Origin of the sequence: Allobosea sp. Root483D1 (assembly GCF_001429505.1) — a bacterium.
Lineage (GTDB): Bacteria > Pseudomonadota > Alphaproteobacteria > Rhizobiales > Beijerinckiaceae > Allobosea.
On sequence record NZ_LMJW01000001.1, the window covers coordinates 1,210,375 to 1,228,966 of the forward strand.

General features: G+C 66.6%; 17 protein-coding genes. 12 read left to right on the top strand and 5 right to left on the bottom strand.

All coding sequences use genetic code 11. The features are described from left to right. Positions 1-2 precede the first annotated feature (2 nt). The gene (locus tag ASE66_RS05585) at positions 3-242 is read right to left on the bottom strand and encodes a hypothetical protein (protein ID WP_057188526.1); all 240 of its coding nucleotides are present in this window, start codon (positions 240-242) and stop codon (positions 3-5) included. Positions 243-354: 112 nt separating this feature from the next. Here ASE66_RS05585 and ASE66_RS05590 point away from each other — a divergent pair, with 112 nt between their 5' ends. The 6 genes from ASE66_RS05590 to ASE66_RS05615 all read left to right on the top strand — a co-directional run bounded on the left by ASE66_RS05590 (position 355) and on the right by ASE66_RS05615 (position 5,852). Beyond that, positions 355-1,944 carry a gamma-glutamyltransferase family protein gene (locus ASE66_RS05590; RefSeq protein ID WP_057188715.1) on the top strand — a complete coding sequence of 530 codons (1,590 nt, stop codon included), beginning with the start codon at positions 355-357 and terminating at the stop codon, positions 1,942-1,944. Between the two features lie 27 nt (positions 1,945-1,971). Further along, a complete protein-coding gene (locus ASE66_RS05595) occupies positions 1,972-3,168 on the top strand; it encodes an amidase (protein ID WP_057188527.1) in 1,197 nt (398 codons plus the stop codon). A gap of 13 nt (positions 3,169-3,181) precedes the next feature. Continuing rightward, complete coding sequence (gene nthA, locus ASE66_RS05600) at positions 3,182-3,814, top strand: nitrile hydratase subunit alpha (protein WP_057188528.1); 633 nt, start codon at positions 3,182-3,184, stop codon at positions 3,812-3,814. Continuing rightward, entirely contained in the window at positions 3,811-4,470 is a 660-nt protein-coding gene (nthB, locus tag ASE66_RS05605) for a nitrile hydratase subunit beta (protein ID WP_057188529.1), read from the top strand. Before nthA ends, nthB begins: the two co-directional genes overlap by 4 nt. Then, on the top strand, positions 4,457-4,840 hold the full coding sequence (locus tag ASE66_RS05610; RefSeq protein ID WP_057188530.1) for a nitrile hydratase accessory protein: 384 nt from the start codon (positions 4,457-4,459) through the stop codon (positions 4,838-4,840). The genes nthB and ASE66_RS05610 overlap by 14 nt, the downstream gene beginning before the upstream one ends. A gap of 79 nt (positions 4,841-4,919) precedes the next feature. After that, positions 4,920-5,852, top strand: a complete 933-nt coding sequence (locus ASE66_RS05615; RefSeq protein WP_156412013.1) for a DUF6454 family protein — start codon at positions 4,920-4,922, stop codon at positions 5,850-5,852. 4 nt (positions 5,853-5,856) lie between these two features. On the opposite strand, the gene ASE66_RS05620 is transcribed toward ASE66_RS05615, so the two are convergent. Further along, the gene (locus tag ASE66_RS05620) at positions 5,857-6,879 is read right to left on the bottom strand and encodes a nickel/cobalt transporter (RefSeq protein ID WP_057188531.1); all 1,023 of its coding nucleotides are present in this window, start codon (positions 6,877-6,879) and stop codon (positions 5,857-5,859) included. Positions 6,880-6,974: 95 nt separating this feature from the next. Further along, a complete protein-coding gene (locus ASE66_RS05625) occupies positions 6,975-7,625 on the bottom strand; it encodes a DUF1007 family protein (RefSeq protein WP_162262446.1) in 651 nt (216 codons plus the stop codon). 277 nt (positions 7,626-7,902) lie between these two features. On the opposite strand from ASE66_RS05625, the gene ASE66_RS05630 reads away from it, so the two are divergent. After that, on the top strand, positions 7,903-11,454 hold the full coding sequence (locus tag ASE66_RS05630; RefSeq protein ID WP_057188533.1) for an indolepyruvate ferredoxin oxidoreductase family protein: 3,552 nt from the start codon (positions 7,903-7,905) through the stop codon (positions 11,452-11,454). Between the two features lie 7 nt (positions 11,455-11,461). On the opposite strand, the gene ASE66_RS05635 is transcribed toward ASE66_RS05630, so the two are convergent. Then, positions 11,462-12,364 (bottom strand): alpha/beta fold hydrolase, encoded by a 903-nt coding sequence (locus tag ASE66_RS05635; RefSeq protein WP_057188717.1) that lies wholly within the window; start codon positions 12,362-12,364, stop codon positions 11,462-11,464. Between the two features lie 158 nt (positions 12,365-12,522). On the opposite strand from ASE66_RS05635, the gene ASE66_RS05640 reads away from it, so the two are divergent. Together ASE66_RS05640 and ASE66_RS05645 are read left to right on the top strand one after the other, a co-directional pair. Continuing rightward, complete coding sequence (locus tag ASE66_RS05640; RefSeq protein ID WP_057188534.1) at positions 12,523-13,197, top strand: Crp/Fnr family transcriptional regulator; 675 nt, start codon at positions 12,523-12,525, stop codon at positions 13,195-13,197. 175 nt (positions 13,198-13,372) lie between these two features. Continuing rightward, positions 13,373-13,948 carry a hypothetical protein gene (locus ASE66_RS05645; RefSeq protein ID WP_057188535.1) on the top strand — a complete coding sequence of 192 codons (576 nt, stop codon included), beginning with the start codon at positions 13,373-13,375 and terminating at the stop codon, positions 13,946-13,948. Between the two features lie 108 nt (positions 13,949-14,056). On the opposite strand, the gene ASE66_RS05650 is transcribed toward ASE66_RS05645, so the two are convergent. Further along, positions 14,057-14,395, bottom strand: coding sequence for a hypothetical protein (locus ASE66_RS05650; RefSeq protein WP_057188536.1), 339 nt, complete (start codon positions 14,393-14,395; stop codon positions 14,057-14,059). Between the two features lie 291 nt (positions 14,396-14,686). On the opposite strand from ASE66_RS05650, the gene ASE66_RS05655 reads away from it, so the two are divergent. From ASE66_RS05655 to ASE66_RS05665, 3 genes are all read left to right on the top strand, one after another. Further along, positions 14,687-16,675 carry an AMP-dependent synthetase/ligase gene (locus tag ASE66_RS05655; RefSeq protein WP_413814247.1) on the top strand — a complete coding sequence of 663 codons (1,989 nt, stop codon included), beginning with the start codon at positions 14,687-14,689 and terminating at the stop codon, positions 16,673-16,675. Then, on the top strand, positions 16,672-17,487 hold the full coding sequence (locus tag ASE66_RS05660) for an ABC transporter ATP-binding protein (protein WP_057188537.1): 816 nt from the start codon (positions 16,672-16,674) through the stop codon (positions 17,485-17,487). The genes ASE66_RS05655 and ASE66_RS05660 overlap by 4 nt, the downstream gene beginning before the upstream one ends. A 190-nt stretch (positions 17,488-17,677) precedes the next feature. Further along, entirely contained in the window at positions 17,678-18,592 is a 915-nt protein-coding gene (locus ASE66_RS05665) for a branched-chain amino acid ABC transporter permease (protein ID WP_057188719.1), read from the top strand.

Here is an 18,592-nt window from a genome sequence, read left to right on the forward strand (position 1 = left end):
CCTCAGCCGCGATGGGTCAGACGCTCGATCTTCACGACGCGGCGCATGAAGTTCAGGAGGCCATAGGCGGCGAGCACCGAGAACAGCCCCATCAGCACATAAGCGGCGATATGGCCGAGGTCGAACAGGCCGGCAAGCGCCCAGCCGGACGCGAGCGCGACGCCGAAGATCTCGACCGCGATCAGGATGGCGAGCGAGATCACCATGATCACGTTGCGCCAGTTGGTGCGGCCAGCCGCCATGCTTTTACCCTCGGAACCCATGCACGGACCGCCTAGCCTAGGCGGCGGCGGCATGCAACAAAATCGCGCCTTCCGGCACATGGTCCCGCCTAACTCGAACGACAAGAACCTGATGCCCGATTCTCCGGTTTTCGCCTCTGCGGCCGTCGCCGCTCCCCATCGCCTCGCTTCCGAGGCAGGTCGCGCGATCCTCGCCGAGGGCGGCAATGCGATCGAGGCGATGGTTGCCATGGCCGCGACCATCGCCGTCGTCTACCCGCACATGAACGCGATCGGCGGCGACGGCTTCTGGCTGGTGCACGAGCCCGGCGGCAAGGTTCACGCCATCGAGGCCTGCGGCCCGGCAGGGAGTCTGGCCACGATCGAGCGCTATCGCGAGAAGGGGCATGACACGCTGCCCGCGCGCGGCCCGGACGCGGCGATCACCGTCGCCGGCGCGATCAGCGGCTGGCAGGCGGCCCTCGCTCTGTCGGCCGGCCTCGGCGGCAAGTTGCCGCTGAAGGACCTGCTCGCCGATGCCATCCGCCATTGCGCCGAAGGCTACGATATCTCGGACTCCGAGCTGCGCACCTGGCCGCAGGAGGTCGATGCGGCGAAGGCCGCGCCCGGCTTCAGCGAGTTCTTCTGGCCGGGCGGCGAACGCCCCAAGGCCGGCGATCGGCGAAAGGCCACCGCTCTCGGCGCGACGCTGGAGCAGCTCGCCCATGACGGGCTCGACGATTTCTATCGCGGCGACATCGGCCGCGAACTCGCCGAGGACCTCGGCCGTATCGGTGCGCCTATCACCCGCGCCGACCTTGAAGCCTTCCGCGCCCGGCCCGTCCAGCCGCTGTCGCTGAAATTGCCCGGGCTCACCGTCTACAATTTCCCGCCGCCGACTCAAGGCCTGACCGCCCTGATGATCCTCGGCCTCTTCGAGAAGCTCGGGGTGACGCGGGCGGAGAGCTTCGACCACCATCACGGGCTGGTCGAGGCGACGAAGCGGGCGCTCGCCATCCGCGACAAGGTCGTCACCGACCCGGCCTTCATGACGGTCGACCCGGCAAGCCTCCTCACCGACACCGCCCTGGAGCGCGAAGCCGCCAGGATCGACCGCAAGCGCGCCGCGAGCTGGCCGTTCCGGCCCGGCGAGGGCGACACGATCTGGATGGGCGCGATCGACGGCTCCGGCCTCGCCGTCTCCTATATCCAGTCGCTCTACTGGGAGTACGGCTCCGGCTGCATCCTGCCCAAGACCGGCGTCAACTGGCAGAATCGCGGCGTCTCCTTCTCGCTCGATCGCAACGCGCTCAATCCGCTGATGCCCGGCCGCAAGCCCTTCCATACCCTCAATCCGCCGCTCGCCCGCTTCGACGACGGCCGGATCGTCTCCTATGGCGCGATGGGCGGCGACGGCCAGCCGCAGTTCCAGGCGCAGATCCTGTCGCGCTATCGTTTCGGCCAGGGCGTCGCCGACGCGGTCGACGCGCCGCGCTGGCTCTTCGGGCGGACCTGGGGCGCCGGCTCGATCTCGCTCAAGCTGGAAAACCGCTTCGACCCGATGCTGCTGGCGCGGCTGACGGCCGCCGGCCATCCGGTCGAGGAGTACAGCGAGGCCTATTCCGACCAGTTCGGCCATGCCGGCATGCTGGTGAAGCACCAGAAGGGCCATGTCGAAGCGACGCATGATCCGCGTTCGGACGGCGACGCCCGCGGCATCTGATTGGGATCTGGGGGATCTGAGACGACCATGATCGAGAACGACCCGTTTCGCTGCTTCGTGCCGTATCCGGAAGTCCCGGTGAAGCATGCCTCGTCCGGCCCGCTGTCCGGTCTGACCCTCGCGGTCAAGGACCTCTTCGACGTCAAGGGCTACCCGACCGGCGCGGGATCGCCGACCGTGCTGGCAATGTCGGGGATCAAGAGCAAGACGGCACCGATCGTGAAGGTGTTCCTGGAGGCCGGCGCCCGCTTCGTCGGCAAGACCCATACCGACGAGCTCGCCTTCTCGCTCAACGGCAAGAACGCTCATTTCGGCTCACCCATCAATCCGGCAGCGCCGGATCGCATCACCGGCGGCTCGTCCTCGGGCTCGATGGCGGTGGTCGCCGGCCGGCTCGCCGATATCGCGCTTGGCTCCGACACCGGCGGCTCGGTCCGGGCGCCAGCGAGCTATGGGGGCCTGTTCGGCATCCGCCCGACTCATGGTCGGCTTTCGCTGAAGCGCGCCTGGCCGCTGGCGGAGAGCCTCGACACCGCCGGCTTCTTCGCCAGGGATGGCGAGGTCTTCGCCCGCGTCGCCAATGCCGTCCTCGGCAGGGACCGGCTGGCGCTGCCGGAGACGCCGCGCCTCCTGCTCGCCGACGATCTCTTTGCCCAGGCCGTGCCGGAGGCCGAACGCGTCCTGCGCAATGTCGTGCAGCGCATCGTGCCGATCCTCGGCCAGCCCGAGACGGTGCGCGCCGTCAGCGACATGGACGCGCTCTACTGGGCCTTCCGCTGGATCCAGGGTCGTGAGGCCTGGCAGGCGGATGGCGCGATGATCACGCGCCATGCCCCGCCGCTCGGCCCGGGCGTCGCCGAGCGCTTCGCCTTCGGCAAGGCGGTCAGCGATGCCGAATTCGCCCGCGGCGACACAGTGCGCCGGAAGTTCCGCTCCAGGCTCGCAAAATTGCTCGGCAAGGACGGCGTTCTGCTGCTGCCGACTGTGCCGGATGTCGCGCCGTTGATCAGCGCCGGCGAGCCCGAGCTCGAGGATTTCCGCAACCGTGCCCTGCGCCTGCTCTGCCTTGCGGGGCTCTCCGGCTTCCCGCAGATTTCGATTCCCGTCGCCCATCGCGACGACGCTCCGTTGGGCTTGTCGGTGATCGGACCGAAGGGCTCGGATAGGTCGCTCGCGGCCTTCGCCGTGAAATTCGAGCGGGCGGCACGGATCAGGCTGGCATGACAGGGAGGACACGATGAGCGGCCACGACCATCACCACCATCATGACCACGAGCACGACAACCATTTCACCCCGATCGAAGCGCGGGTGAAGGCGCTGGAATCGCTGATGGTCGAGAAGGGCTATGTCGACCCCAGCGCGCTCGACGCGATCATCGATACCTACGAGACCAGGGTCGGCCCGCGCAACGGCGCCCGTGTCGTCGCCAAGGCCTGGAGCGATCCGGCCTATGCTGACCGCCTGAAGGCCGACGGCACCGCGGCCGTCGCCGAGCTCGGCTATGGCGGGCGCGGCGGCGAGCACATCGTCGCCTGCTTCAATACGCCGGAGGAGCACAACCTCATCGTCTGCACCTTGTGCTCCTGCTATCCGTGGCCAGTGCTCGGCTTGCCGCCGGTCTGGTACAAATCGCCGCCCTATCGCGCCAAGGCGGTGATCGATCCACGCGGCACGCTCTCCGATTTCGGCGTGACCTTGCCCGAGGGCCAGCGCATCCGCGTCTGGGATTCGACCGCAGAGACGCGCTTCATCGTCATCCCGATGCGCCCCGAAGGCACTGAGGGTTGGAGCGAGGACGAACTCGCATCGATCGTCAACCGCGACTCGATGATCGGCGTCGGCTTGCCCTCCCCGGGGGATAAGCCATGAACAGCGCCCACGACCTCGGCGGCCAGATGGGCTTCGGCCCGGTCGTGCCGGAGAAGGACGAGCCGATCTTCCATGCCGACTGGGAGAAGAAGGTCCTGGCGATCAACGTCGCCGCCGGTGCGATGGGCGCCTGGACGATCGACGGCATCCGCCATGCGAGAGAGAGCCTGCCGCCGGCGCAATATCTCTCGTCGAGCTATTACCAGATCTGGCTGGCGGCACTCGACAAGGTGCTGGTCGAGCAGGGCTTCCTGAGCAAGGAGGAGCTGGCTTCCGGTGTCGCCGAAAGCACGCGCCGGGAGCCCAAGCGCGTGCTCAAGGGCGAGGAGGTTCCGACCGTCCTGCGCCGCGGCTTCCCTTACGAGCGTGAGGCGCCGGCCCCGGCCCGCTTCAAGGTCGGTGACAAGGTCCGCACCATCGTAATGCATCCGCAGCACCATACCCGTCTGCCGCGTTATGCCCGTGGCAAACAGGGCGTGATCGAGCTGGTCACTGGCTGCCATGTATTTCCCGACACCGGCGCCCATGGCGCGCCCGAGCAGGCGCAATGGCTCTACACCGTCGTTTTCACCGGTTCGGAGCTCTGGGGGCGCGACGCCGATCCGACGAGCACGGTCAGCATCGAGGCCTGGGAGAGCTATCTTGAGCCGGCCTGACGCTGCTCTCGCCGATGCGCTCGCAGCCGGCACGCCGATCCCGCGCGACGCCGACGGCCCGGTCTTCGCCGAGCCCTGGCAGGCGCAGGCCTTCGCCCTCGTCGTCGCCCTGCAGAACCGCGGCGTCTTCAGTGCGGATGAATGGGCGCAGGCGCTTGGCGCGGAGATCCGCGAAGCCCTGGCCAATGGCGGCTGCCGCGACGGCTCGGACTATTACGAGCGCTGGTGCGAGGCGCTGGAGCATCTGCTGATCGAGAAGGGTCTCGCCTCGCATGACAGCGTCGATGCCCGCGCCGCCGCCTGGGAGCGCGCCGCCGAGGCGACGCCGCATGGCAAGCCGATCCTGCTGGAGAACGACCCACTGCGCTGATCCCCGGCTTTGCATCCTCGTCACGAAGCGCGATTATCCCGGCAACGCCCGATCACTGGGCCGGCAAAGGAGGATCGTGATGAGGACCGCTTTGATGGCGCTTAGCGCCGTGGCGCTGGCGACGACGGCGCAGGCCGCCGACCCGGCGCTCAACACGCTGATCCCGAAGCTGACGCGTGCGGCGCAGTGGACGCAGAAGGCCGCGATCGAGCTGCAGTTCCCGACCCATCACCCGCAAGGCATGGTCAAGATCGGCGATGCCTTCTTCATCTCCTCGGTCGAGATCAAAAAGCCGACGACGCGCTATACCGAGCCGAAGGACGGCTATGACCGCGACACCGGCGAAGGCACCGGCCACCTCTTCAAGGTCGATGCGCAGGGCAAGCTCCTGGCCGAGATCACGCTCGGCGAAGGCTCGGTCTATCACCCCGGCGGCATCGATTTCGACGGCAAGGATCTCTGGGTTCCGGTCGCCGAATATCGCCCGAACAGCCAGTCGATCATCTACAAGGTCGATCCCGCAACGCTGAAGGCGACCGAGGTCTTCCGCTTCAAGGACCATGTCGGCGGCATCGTCCACAACACCGACGGCAAGTCGCTGCACGGCGTCAGCTGGGGCTCGCGCCGCTTCTATGCCTGGCCGCTCGGCGCCGACGGCAAGGTCACCAACGCAGATACCGCGCCGGAGAGCCTGCGCGTCGCCAATCCGGCGCTCTATATCGACTATCAGGATTGCCACTTCATCGGCATGAGCCGGATGCTCTGCTCCGGCCTCAACAATTACCGCGCCAGCAAGGACGGCCCGGTCTTCCGGCTCGGCGGCTTCGAGATCGTCGACCTCAAGGACAACCGCCCGGTCTTCCAGCTGCCGGTCGAGCTCTGGTCGGCCTCCGGCCTGCCGATGACGCAGAACCCGTTCTGGGTCGAACCAGCAGGCGAAGGCGTGCGCGCCTATTTCATGCCGGATGACGATAAATCGACGCTCTTCGTCTACGAGGCCGCGGCGAAGTAGGGGATCAACTCCCCTGCCCGCCGACCCACAAGCCGAAGAACAGCGCCGCGCCCAGCACCGCGACGAAGGCGGCCGCCAGCACTTCGAGCCCGGCGATGATCCGGGCTCCCCTGAGCGAGCCGCCGCCGGCGAAGCGCAGCGCCGCGAACTTGAAGAACACCGCCAGCGCGGCCAGCGCCCCGGTGGTCAGTGCGGTGCCTAGCGCCATCGCGAAGGTCGCCGCGATGCCGGCCCAGAGCAGGCCTTGCGCATTGGCGAAGACCAGGATGATCAGCGCACCCGCACAGGGACGCAGCCCCGCCGCCAGGACGACACCCGCCATTTCGCGGAAGGAGCGCAAGGCGGAGACCTCGTCCGCTCCGGGCATGTGAACATGATCGCAGGACGCCGGATCGTGCGCCGCGCCATTGCCGAGCGCGACGAGATTTCCGGCCTTGCGCCAGAGCACGTAGAGCCCGACGAGCGCTACCAGCGCAAAACTGCCCTGCTCGATCACGAAGGTCGTCGAGGCCATGGTCTTGGCCGTCGCATTGAGCGCGATCGTCAGCGCGCCGACCAGCCCGATCGCGACCAGCGCCTGCACGATCGCCGCCGCAAAAGAGAGCGCCAAGCCGCGCTTCAGGCTGCGGTTGTCGGCCACGATGTAACCGGAGATCACCGCCTTGCCGTGGCCCGGCCCGGCGGCATGGAAGACGCCATAGGCGAAGGCGAGACCGAGCAGGCCGGGCAACGCCGCCGGCGACTGTGCGATCGCCTTCAGCGTCGCGGTCAGCTCGCGATAGAAGCTCGATTGCCAGGCAAGGATGACCGCGCCGATCCCGGTCGTCGCCGGCAGTGCCTCGCGCGGCAAGGCCGTGCCGAACGGATTGCGCGGCGGCGGTGGCGGAGGTGGAAAGTAGAAGCTCGCCAGCCAGGCGATCAGCCCGAGCGCGCCGGCAATCAGGGCCAGCGCCAGCAGCGTGGCACCGATGCGCGAAAGTAAGGTCCGTGTCGCTTTCGAGCCCTCATCCTGAGGAGCAAGGCGCAAGCCTTGCGTCTCGAAGGATGCTCCAGCGCGCTCTGGAGCATCCTTCGAGACGCCGCTGCGCGGCTCCTCAGGATGAGGGCTGAGGGGGGCTACCCTCAGGGACATGCCACCAGCGCCCGGGTCGTCACCTGATAGCTGCTCATGTCCGGCGTCGCGGTGATGTCTTCCTGCGCCAGACGCTGCTGCGTCGCCGAGTCGAGCTTGGGCGGGCGCATGATCCGGACGATGCAGCCCTTGGGAGCATCGCGCGCCGCCACCGCATCGGCCTCTTCGCCGATCTCGAAGGCGACGAAATAGGTGGGATCGCCGACCTCGATGCCAAAGGAGCGATTGGCCACAGCCGGCGCTTTCAACGGCAGCGTATAGGTCAGCGTCAAGGTCTTGTTCTCATAGGCGAGTGAGGCCTCGCTCGGCGTGCCGAATTCCTGCACCTTGCCGTTCGCCTTGGCGATGGTGAAGAAGCCGACATCCGGCAGCGATTCCATGTTGACCTTGGCGAGTTCGGCGAGCTCGTCCGAGGTCAGCTTGCCGTCGCCATTCTTGTCGAGGCCCTGGACCATATAGGCCGAATAGGCCTCGTCGAAGCTCCAGCGATGCCGCAGCGCCTTCACCGCGCCGTCAGAGCCGTAGAGGATCTCGGTGCGCGAGGTCACGAAGACGTGCGGATGCGCCAGCGCCGGCAAGGCGAGGCCGAGCCAGGCGAATGCAGCGGCGAACAGCGTCAAAAGCGTCGAGTATCGCGGCACGCGGCAATTTCCTCGAATCTGCGGCGAATCCGGCCGGGCCTGCATACAAAAACGCGCCCGGCGCGCCTACCCTGCAATCTCATGCCGGAACCCCTGTCGGCATCGCCCGCAAAGGCGGCCAAATCGCGGCGCAGCGCTATCGACCAGTCTGGAATTAGCCCAGAGTGATTTGACGATATCACGTCGGTTATGTCAGCCTTGTTGACATAATAACGGATTGGAGGCCGGCCTTACCGGTCCCATAGTCGATGGATATGCGATCGTCGGGAGGTCGGCCATGGCCGGTACGCAGCAGACTTCGCAGAGCGCCGCAACCGGCGAAGCCGACCTGAGAGTGGTCGCGCTCGACGACAAATATGACCTCTCCAAGCAGCAGATTTTCCTGACCGGCACGCAGGCCATCGCCCGCATGCTGCTGGTCCAGCATGAACGCGACCGGCAAGCGGGCCTGAACACAGCCGGCTTCGTCTCCGGCTATCGCGGCTCGCCGCTCGGCGGGCTCGACCAGCAGCTCGCCCGCGCCGGCAAGCAGCTGAAGCCCGCCAACATCGTCTTCCAGCCCGGCCTCAACGAGGACCTCGCCGCCACCGCGATCTGGGGCACGCAGCAGGCCGAGCTCTCCGGCGAGGGCAAGTATGACGGCGTCTTCGCGCTCTGGTACGGCAAGGGCCCGGGCGTCGACCGCACCGGCGACGTCTTCCGCCACGGCAACATGGCCGGCACCTCGCGCCATGGCGGCGTGCTCTGCCTGCTCGGCGACGACCACACCGCGGAATCCTCGACCAACGCCCACCAGACCGAGTTCGTCCTGGTCGACCGGATGATGCCGATCCTGAACCCGGCCGGCGTCCAGGAGATCATGGATTATTCCCTGCACGGCTTTGCGCTCTCGCGCTTCGCCAGCGTCTGGGTCGGCCTGAAATGCGTCAAGGACAACATCGAATCGACCGCCTCGGTCGATGGCTCGGTCGACCGGGTCAGCATCGCGATCCCCGATGATTTCGTCATGCCGCCGGGCGGCCTCAGCATCCGCCGCGAGCTCGACTTCCTCGACCAGGAGAAGCGCCTGCATCTCTACAAGCGCGCCGCGATCCTGGCATACCTGCGCGCCAACAAGCTCAACCAGACCATCCTCTCGGGCGGGTCGGCGCCACGCATTGGCATCATCACGGTCGGCAAGTCCTATCTCGACGTGCGCCAGGCGCTGGAGGAGCTCGGCCTTGACGAGGTCCGCGCCAATGATCTCGGCATCCGCCTGTTCAAGATCGCCTGCCCCTGGCCGCTCGATCCGCAGGAGCTTAAGGATTTCGCCGCCGGGCTCGACCTCGTCATGGTCGTCGAGGAGAAGCGCTCGCTGATCGAGGTGCAGCTGCGCGAGGAGCTCTACGGTACGCAGCACCAGCCGATGGTGATCGGCAAGAAGGACGAAAAGGGCGAGTGGCTCTTCCCGGTCCACGGCGCGCTCGATCCCAACGACATCGCCATCGCGCTCGGCGCCCGGCTGCTCCAGTATCGGGACGACCCTGCTTTGCGCACGCGCCTCGAGGAGATCGCCGCGGCGCAGGGCCGCCTCGCAGAGGCGATCGAGGTCGCCAAGCGCACGCCCTATTTCTGCTCGGGCTGCCCGCACAACTCCTCGACCGTCGTGCCCGAGGGCTCGCGCGCCTATGCCGGCATCGGCTGCCACTACATGGTGCAGTGGATGGACCGCGACACCACCGGCTTCACCCAGATGGGCGGCGAGGGCGCCAACTGGGTCGGCGAAGCGCCGTTCTCGAAGCGTGGCCACGTCTTCCAGAATCTCGGCGACGGCACCTATACCCATTCCGGCTCGCTCGCGATCCGCTGGGCCGTCGCCTCGGGCGTCAACATCACCTACAAGCTGCTCTACAACGACGCCGTCGCGATGACCGGCGGCCAGCAGGCGGAAGGGCATCTGTCGCCCGACCAGATGGCGCGCCAGGTCGCGGCCGAGGGCGTCTCGCGCATCGCGGTGGTCTCCGACGATCCCGACAAATACCCGGCCGGCACGTTCTGGCCCCCCGGTACCACCCTGCACCATCGCGACGATCTCGACGCCGTCCAGCGCGAGCTTGCGACCGCCTCCGGTGTCTCGCTTTTGCTCTACGACCAGACCTGTGCCACCGAGAAGCGCCGCCGCCGCAAGCGCGGCGCTTACCCCGATCCGGACAAGCGGGTCATCGTCAACGAGCTGGTCTGCGAAGGCTGCGGCGATTGCGGGGTCAAGTCGAACTGCGTCTCGGTGCAGCCGCTCGAGACCGAGTTCGGCCGCAAGCGGCAGATCGACCAGTCGAACTGCAACAAGGACTTCTCCTGCGTGAAGGGTTTCTGCCCTTCCTTCGTCACCGTGCATGGCGCGCGGCCGAAGAAGGCGGAACCACGCACGCTCGACGCCTCGGCGCTCGGCGCGCGCGATCTGCCTGAGCCGCAGGTGCCGGCGCTCGATCGCAACTTTGCGATTGTCGTCACCGGCGTCGGCGGCACCGGCGTCGTCACCATCGGCGCGATCCTCGGCATGGCAGCCCACCTCGAAGGCAAGGGCTGCGGCATGATCGACATGGCCGGCCTCGCCCAGAAGGGCGGCGCGGTCTTCAGCCATGTCCGCCTCGCGCCGACGCCGGAGGAGATTCATGCCATCCGCGTCGCCGCCGGCCAGGCCGATCTCGTGCTCGGCTGCGACCTCACCGTCACCGGCTCGAAGAAGGTGCTGGGCGCGATCCGTCCCGGCTCGACCGTGGTGGTCAACACCGCAGAGAGCCTTCCTGGCGACTTCACCCGCAATGCCGATTTCTCGCTGCCGACCGAACGGCTGAAGCGGGCGATCGTCTCGGCCTCCGGCCGCGACAAGACCCATCTCGTCGATGCGACGGCAGCCGCCGTCTCCTTCCTCGGCAATGCCATCGCCGCCAACATGTTCATGCTCGGCTATGCTTGGCAGCATGGCGGCGTGCCGCTCTCGCGGGCGTCGCTGCTGCGGGCGATCGAGCTCAACGGCGAAGCCGTGGCGATGAACCAGCAGGCCTTCGAGCTCGGCCGCCGCGCCGCGCATGACCCCGAAGCGCTCGCCGCCACCCTCGCCGAGGCCAAGGCGCCAACCGATGCCCGTCACATCTCGCAGGGCCTCGACGAGATCGTCTCCCGCCGCGTCGACTTCCTCGCCGGCTACCAGAACGCCGCCTATGCGGCGCGCTATCGCGATCTCGTCGAGAAAGCCCGTGCAAAGGAGGCGAGCGCCCTCCCCGGCCACAGCGCACTCGCTGAGGCCGTCGCCCGCTATCTCTTCAAGCTGATGGCCTACAAGGACGAGTACGAGGTTGCCCGGCTGTACAGCGACGGCGCCTTCCGCAAGCAGCTCGCCGCGACTTTCGAGAAGGACAGCTCGACCGGCCAGCCGCTCCGCCTCGAATTCCACTTGGCACCGCCGCTGCTGGCCAAGCGCGATCCCAATACCGGCCTGCCGCGCAAGATGAGCTTCGGCCCGTGGATGATGGGCGCCTTCGGCCTGCTTGCGAAGCTGAAGGGTCTGCGCGGCACCGTCTTCGACGTCTTCGGCTATAGCGAGGAGCGCAAGACCGAGCGCCGGCTGATCGCCGATTACGAGGCGCTGATCGCCGAGATCCTGGGCAAGCTGACCCCGCAGAACCACGCGCTCTGCGTCGCCCTCGCCGCGATCCCCGAGAAAATCCGCGGCTTCGGCCACGTCAAGGAGCGCCATCTCACCGCCGCCAAGGCCGAGGAAGCCGAGCTCTTGAACCGCCTGCGTGACGGTTCGGATGCAGCGCTGGCGATGCCCCGGGCGGCGGAGTAGCGCTCGATCAGGCGATCATCCTGCGTCTCTCACCGGCCGGTTCAAGCCGGCCGAGGAAAAGCCGGATCAGGCCCGCGACCTCGTCGAGATTGGTCTCCAGCAGCCAGTGGCCGCCGTCGAGCAGATGCAGCTCGGCGTGCGGCAGGTCGCGCAGATAGGCGCGGGCCGATTTCTCCGGCATGTAGCCGTCCTGCGGCCCCCAGACGATCAAAGTCGGCGGCTGGTGCTCGCGCAGATAGGCCTGGTAGCGCGGGAACCAGTCGAAATTCTCTTTCCAGACCTCCATCAGCCCGACACTGATCGCCCTGCGCTTCGGCGTGTTCATCAGCGGCCAATGGAGCTTCCAGAGATCGGGCGGAATCCGGCCGGCTATCTCAGGCCGAACCTCGTTGAGGAACTCCTCGCGAAACCCCTGCTCGCTCACCGCAGCTTCGAGCTTCTTGCGACCCTCGGGCGTCGGCTTTCGCCAGTGCTCCTTCATACCCTCGTATTTCGGCCCGAGCGCATCCTCGTAGATGTCACCATTCTGAATGATCAGGCCGGTGATGCGGCCCGGCGCGCGACGCGCGAGCTTGAGGCCGATCCAGGTGCCGTAATCGTGCAGATAGAGCGCGAAGCGCTCGAGGCCGAGGCGGTCGGCGAAGCTTTCGAGCAGCTGCGAATAGCCCTCATAATCGTAGCTGAAGCCATCGGGCGTCGCGCTGTATCCGAAGCCGGGATAGTCCGGCGCGACGAGCCGCCAGCGATCGGCCAGCGCCGGCAAAAGGTTGCGGAACTCGTAGGACGAGCAGGGATAGCCGTGCGGCAGGAGCAGGACCGGCGCGTCGCGCGGCCCCGCCTCGCGATAGAAGACCTCGACGCCATCGATCTCGATCGCGGCATGACGCACTCTGCGATGATGATCGCTCATGACAACCGCGTCCTGCATGTCGTCGCTCCTTCCTCGTTGGCGAGGAAACGCACGAGGCGGATGCCGGTTCTCTGGCGTGGCCGGCCCGGCTTGAGTTTGCGATGAACCGGGCCGCATAGTGACAGCGTGCGCTTACCCGATCGAAAGGCCGGCGAATCTTGATTTCCGAGGACGAACTGCGCCGCATTGCCGCCTGGTCGAACGACCTGACGCCGGAGGAGTTCGAGGAAGCCAGGCGCGGCACCAGCATCAAGGCCTATGGCAAGGGCGCCCATGTCTGCCATGTCGGCGACCGGCTGGAATCCTGGACCGGCGTCGCCGACGGCCTGCTCAAGATGAGCACGACCTCGCGCACCGGCAAATCGGCGACGCTCGCGGGCCTGCGCGGCGGCGCCTGGTTCGGCGAGGGCACGATCATCAAGAACGAGGCGCGGCGCTACGATCTCATCGCATTGCGCGAGAGCAAGGTCGCGCTGATGCGGCGCCAGACCTTCTTCTGGCTGTTCGAGCACTCCGCCGCCTTCAACCGCTTCCTGGTCCACCAGTTCAACGAGCGCCTCGCCCAGTTCATCGGGCTCGCCGAATACGACCGCATGTTAGGGGCCACCGGGCGCCTCGCCCGCAACCTCGCCTGGCTGTTCAACCCGATCCTCTATCCCAGCCAGGACCGCACGCTGACGATCTCGCAGGAGGAGCTCGGCCTGCTCGCCGGCATCTCCCGGCAGATGGCCAATCAGGGTCTCGCCAGGCTCGCCGAGCTCGGCCTCATCAAGGTCGGCCACAACGAGGTGACGATCCTCGATCTGGAGCGGCTCGCGCGGTATGAGGGGTAGGGTGAAAGTACTCATCCGAAATCGCCTCCCGATCGCCTATTGTGGCACAGCGTAAGTTGGCCTTTATTCTTGAACCCGCGAAGTCATCCATTCGCAATTTTATCGATTTTCAGATCGAATCCCGGAATCCGGCAGTCGATTCCAGACCGGGCAGCGTTCGAAAGGGAGACGTCCAATGTTGAAGAAGATCAGCGTGATCGCCGCAGTTTCGTTCGCCCTGGCGGGCTGCGCGACCACTCCGACGGTCACCAGTCAGACGGTCATCGTCGCCGGCGTCGGGCCGGTGGAAGTCGAGCGGCTCGATGTCGAGATCGCCTCGGTCGACCCCGCCAGGCGCCGCGTGGTCGTCAAGCAGGGCCGCCAGACATGGCCCGTCGCGGTGCCGGAGGTGTTCGGAAGCCTGGAGAATCTCCGCCCGGGCGACCGGGTCGAGGTTCGCCGCGTCGAGGGCGTGATCCTCGACGTCAAGCGGGCCCGGAAAGGCGCCAAGCCGGCGATCATCTACACCGAGGCCGCCGCCGACTCCTCCTTCCAGAATCTGCCGGAACGATTCGTCGTGCGGTCGCTGACTGTGACGGCGAGGTTCGAGACGTTCGATCCGGCGACGAACATCGTCAGCTATGTCGGACCGGCCGGGCCGCGGACCCATGTCGTGGCCGATCCCGGCATCCAGGACCAACTGGGTCGCCTGAAGCGCGGCGACATGGTCGAGTTGAGCTTCGCCGAAGCCTTCCTGCTCCAGAGGTCCTGACCCCGTCGGCGTACAGCCGACCGTGACGGATACGTCGGGCGCGACCTCGGTTTCCAAGAGAGACGCGGGTCGCGCCTGACCGCTGCACGAGCTCTGGCTCTGCCAGCCCTAAGACCCCCCACCCGGCGAAAAGAAGCACAGCAGCTCCCCCGCATCGTTCATGCACAGGTGGAAGAACCCGTCCGGCGAGAGGCGAGCCTTCTGATAGGGGATGTCGAGCACGGCCGGCTGGCGGCGCTCGCTGGCCCACATCGGATGCCGGCCCGGCATGATCGTCACGATAAAACCGGACGGGGTTTCCCGCACGGCGCTCGCATCGATCTGGGCGCAATCGGCCTCCGAGCAGCATTCGAACGGATAGTCCCAGCCGCCCGGCGCCCGATGCGCGTGCGCCTGCGTCGCCGCGGTGAGCAGAATCGCAATCGTGATCGAGGCAGAAGCGCGCATCGGCCAGCCCTCCCCGCGAGCTTCCGGCCGGAACAAGGCAGATGAAAGGCGCTGCGCCAGCCCGGCAAAACCGGACGCCTGCGAACCTGACAATGTCGGGGAGTGCTGCCCGGCAAATCGCGGGCTGGAGCCTCAGTCAAACCTCGGCGGGACAATAGCGCCCCAAATGCGCCTTGTCTGTCAAGTGGCTTCTTGCACAGTGCCGAGCCACCTGCAAAGCTTGCATGATCGCGCAAGGACTTCGTGTCCGGACAAACCCGCAGCAGACGGGGCGACAGGGTGGAGACGACGATCGTGGCAAGCGCAGCCGCCGGCCAGGCGGATACCTTTCCCAAGCTTTTGCTGCGCAATGCACGAGAGCGCGGCGCACGCGTCGCGTTCCGGCACAAGGATCTCGGCATCTGGCAGTCCTGGAGCTGGGCCGAGGTCGCCGAGCAGGTCCGCGCCTACGCCAGGGGTCTCGAGCAACTCGGCCTGAAGCGCGGCGAGAAAGTCGCGATCATCGGCTACAACCGCCCACGCCTCTATTGGTCGATGGCCGCGGCGCAATGGCTCGGCGCGATCCCGGTGCCGGTCTATGCCGACAGCGTCGCCGACGAGATGGCCTATGTGCTCGACCATGCCGGCGCGGTCTTCGCCTGCGTGCAGGACCAGGAGCAGGTCGACAAGGTCCTCTCCGTCATCGAGCGGCTGCCCAACCTGCGCCATATGCTCTATGACGAGCCGCGCGGCCTACGCGACTACGACCACGCCAAGTTGCACGACATCGGCAACGTGATCGAAGCCGGCCGCACAGCGCTCAAGGATGCCGCGGTTTCAGCAGCGCATGATCGCGAGATGGAGCAGGGCGCGAGCGCCGATCTTGCCATCATCCTCTACACCTCCGGCACGACCGGGCGGCCGAAGGGGGTGATGCTGACACATTTCAACGTCATCACCGCCGCCGAGATCGGCTGCAGCTTCGACGGGCTGAACGAGAGCGACGAGATCATCGCCTATCTGCCGATCGCCTGGGTCGGCGACCATGTCTTCTCCTATGCGCAGGCGATCATCGCCGGTTTCTGCGTCAACTGCCCGGAAGGTCCCGAGACCGTCGTCGACGACCGCCGCGAGATCGGCACCACCTACGCCTTCGCGCCGCCGCGCGTCTTCGAGACCATGCTGACGCTGACCATGGTGCGCATGGAGGATGCCGGCCCGCTGATGCGGAAGGTCTTCCACTACTTCCTCGGGGTGGCCAAGCAGCACGGCGAGAAGATCCTGAACGGCGAGAGCGTGCCGCTTTCCGCCCGCCTGCTCTACAAGCTCGGCGACATCCTGATCTATGCTCCCTTACGCAACCGCTTCGGCCTGACCAACATCAAGGTCGGCTATACCGCCGGCGAGGCGATCGGCCCCGAGCTCTTCCGTTTTTATCGCTCGATCGGCGTCAACCTGAAGCAGCTCTACGGACAGACCGAAGCCGGCGTCTACATCACCATGCAGCCGGACGGCGAGATCAAGGCCGACACGGTCGGCAAGCCGGCGCCGCAGGTCGAGATCAGGATCGCCGATAATGGCGAGGTGCTCTACCGCTCGCCCTCGATCTTCCGCGGCTACTACAAGGACGACGAGAAGACCGCCGAGACGATGACGGAAGACGGCTTCGTCCGCTCCGGCGATGCCGGCTTCTTCGACGAGAGCGGCCACCTCAAGATCATCGACCGCGCCAAGGATGTCGGCAAGCTCAACTCCGGCGAGCTGTTCCCGCCGAAATACATCGAGAACAAGCTGAAGTTCTATCCGAACATCAAGGAGGTCGTCGCCTTCGGCCAGGGCCGCGACTACGCGACCGTCGCGCTCAACATCGACCTGACCGCCGTCGGCAACTGGGCCGAGCGCAACAATGTCGTCTACGCCTCCTACCAGGAGCTCGCCGGCCATCCGCAGGTCTATGAGATGATGGAAAAGCATGTCGACGAGGTGAACCGCTCGCTCGCGGCCGAACCGATGATGGGTGGCGCCCAGATCAAGCGCTTCCTGATCCTGCACAAGGAGCTCGACGCCGACGACGGCGAGTTGACCCGCACGCAGAAGGTCCGCCGCGGCTTCATCGCCGAGCGCTACGCCCCGCTGGTCGAGGCGCTCTACAACGGCGCGACCGAGGCCGATATCTCGACCGAAGTGACCTTCGAGGACGGCCGCAAGGGCGTGATCTCGGCGACGGTCAAGGTCGCGGACGCGAAGGTCTATCCGGTCACGGCGCCAGCAGCCACGTCTGCGACGAAGGAGGCGGCATGAACGCGCATTCCATGGCTGTCGCCGGCGCACCGGTCACGCATAAGGGCGAGGTGCTGCTCTCGGTCGAGAGCATCTCGCTGCGCTTCGGCGGCGTGAAGGCGATCAGCGACGTCTCCTTCGACATCCGCAAGGGCGAGGTCCGCGCCATCATCGGCCCCAACGGTGCCGGCAAGACCTCGATGCTCAATTGCATCAACGGCTTCTACCACCCGCAGGAAGGCCGCATCACCTATAAGGGCGTACGCCGCGACAAGATGCGCCCGCACCGGGCCGCCGCCGCCGGCATCGCCCGCACTTTCCAGAACGTCGCCTTGTTCAAGGGCATGTCGACGCTCGACAACATCATGACCGGCCGCACGCTGAAGATGCGCAAGGGCTTCTTCTGGCAGGCGCTGCGGCACGGCCCGGCGATGACCGAGGAGATCGAGCACCGCAAGGTCGTCGAGGACATCATCGACTTCCTGCAGATCCAGCACATCCGCAAGCTGCCGGTCGGCAAATTGCCCTATGGCCTGCAGAAGCGGGTCGAGCTCGGCCGGGCGCTGGCCATGGAGCCGGAGCTCTTGCTGCTCGACGAGCCGATGGCCGGCATGAACCTCGAGGAGAAGGAGGACATGTGCCGCTTCATCCTCGACGTGAACAACCAGTTCGGCACCACCATCGCCTTGATCGAGCACGATATGGGCGTGGTCATGGACCTCTCCGACCGCGTCGTCGTGCTCGAATACGGCCGCAAGATCGCCGACGGCACGCCGAGCGAGGTCAAGGCCGACCAGCGCGTGATCGACGCCTATCTCGGAGTTGCGCACTGATGGCTGCCGCTGCAATCAAGGACCAGAGCGCATGAGCGACGTCGCCGCGCAGCCCGCGCCCAATCTCCTGGCCAATGGCTGGATCAAGGCCGGCCTGATCGTGGTCGGCCTCGTCGCCGCCGCGCTCATCGGCGCCCGCATCGATCCGACCGGCACGATCCACGCCATCTTCGTCGACCCGTTCAACCAGATGACGCAGGCGCCGGACCTGCTCGCCCAGACGATATGGGAGGGCCTCGTCTCCGGCGTGCTCTACGCGCTGATCGCGCTCGGCTTCGTGCTGATCTTCAAGGCCTCGGGCGTGTTCAACTTCGCCCAGGGCATCATGGTGGTGTTCGCGGCGCTTACCCTGGTCGGCCTCTATGAGAAGGGCGTTCCGGCCTTCCTCGCCGTCATCCTGACGCTCGGCGTGATGTTCGCCCTCGCCGTGACGATCGAGCGCGTGGTGCTGCGCCCGCTGGTCAACCAGCCCGACATCATCCTGTTCATGGCGACCTTCGGCATCACCTATTTCCTGATCGGCTTCGGCGAAGCCGTCTTCGGCGGCAGCCCCAAGCAGATGATCGCCGATCAGCTCTATCTGCCCAAGGGCGCGATCGACCTGAAGATCCTCGGCGGCCTGGTCTCGCTGCAGAAGATCGACATCGCCGCCGCCATCATCGCCTCGCTGATGATCGCCGTGCTGGCGCTGTTCTTCCAGTACACCCGTATCGGAAGAGCGCTGCGGGCGGTGGCCGACAGCCACAAGGCGGCGCTCTCGGTCGGCATCTCGCTCAACCAGATCTGGGTGATCGTCTGGTTCACCGCAGGCATCGTCGCGCTGATCACCGGCATCATGTGGGGCGCGCGCTCGGACGTCTCCTTCGCGCTCGAGATCGTGGCACTCAAGGCGCTGCCCGTGCTGATCCTCGGCGGCTTCACCTCGATCCCCGGCGCCATCGTCGGCGGGCTGATCATCGGCATCGGCGAGAAGCTCGGCGAGTTCTACTGGGGGCCGCTGATCGGCGGCGGCATCGAGAGCTGGCTCGCCTATTTCATCGCGCTGGGCTTCCTGCTGTTCCGGCCGCAGGGCCTGTTCGGCGACAAGATCATCGAACGCATCTGA

What these genes read in the sequence shown, in the direction of transcription:
- ASE66_RS05585 (WP_057188526.1), bottom strand. Translation starts at nt 242, where the DNA reads ATGGCGGCTGGCCGCACCAACTGGCGCAACGTGATCATGGTGATCTCG.
- ASE66_RS05590 (WP_057188715.1), top strand. Translation starts at nt 355, where the DNA reads ATGCCCGATTCTCCGGTTTTCGCCTCTGCGGCCGTCGCCGCTCCCCAT.
- ASE66_RS05595 (WP_057188527.1), top strand. Translation starts at nt 1,972, where the DNA reads ATGATCGAGAACGACCCGTTTCGCTGCTTCGTGCCGTATCCGGAAGTC.
- nthA (WP_057188528.1), top strand. Translation starts at nt 3,182, where the DNA reads ATGAGCGGCCACGACCATCACCACCATCATGACCACGAGCACGACAAC.
- nthB (WP_057188529.1), top strand. Translation starts at nt 3,811, where the DNA reads ATGAACAGCGCCCACGACCTCGGCGGCCAGATGGGCTTCGGCCCGGTC.
- ASE66_RS05615 (WP_156412013.1), top strand. Translation starts at nt 4,920, where the DNA reads ATGAGGACCGCTTTGATGGCGCTTAGCGCCGTGGCGCTGGCGACGACG.
- ASE66_RS05630 (WP_057188533.1), top strand. Translation starts at nt 7,903, where the DNA reads ATGGCCGGTACGCAGCAGACTTCGCAGAGCGCCGCAACCGGCGAAGCC.
- ASE66_RS05635 (WP_057188717.1), bottom strand. Translation starts at nt 12,364, where the DNA reads ATGAGCGATCATCATCGCAGAGTGCGTCATGCCGCGATCGAGATCGAT.
- ASE66_RS05645 (WP_057188535.1), top strand. Translation starts at nt 13,373, where the DNA reads ATGTTGAAGAAGATCAGCGTGATCGCCGCAGTTTCGTTCGCCCTGGCG.
- ASE66_RS05650 (WP_057188536.1), bottom strand. Translation starts at nt 14,395, where the DNA reads ATGCGCGCTTCTGCCTCGATCACGATTGCGATTCTGCTCACCGCGGCG.
- ASE66_RS05660 (WP_057188537.1), top strand. Translation starts at nt 16,672, where the DNA reads ATGAACGCGCATTCCATGGCTGTCGCCGGCGCACCGGTCACGCATAAG.
- ASE66_RS05665 (WP_057188719.1), top strand. Translation starts at nt 17,678, where the DNA reads ATGACGCAGGCGCCGGACCTGCTCGCCCAGACGATATGGGAGGGCCTC.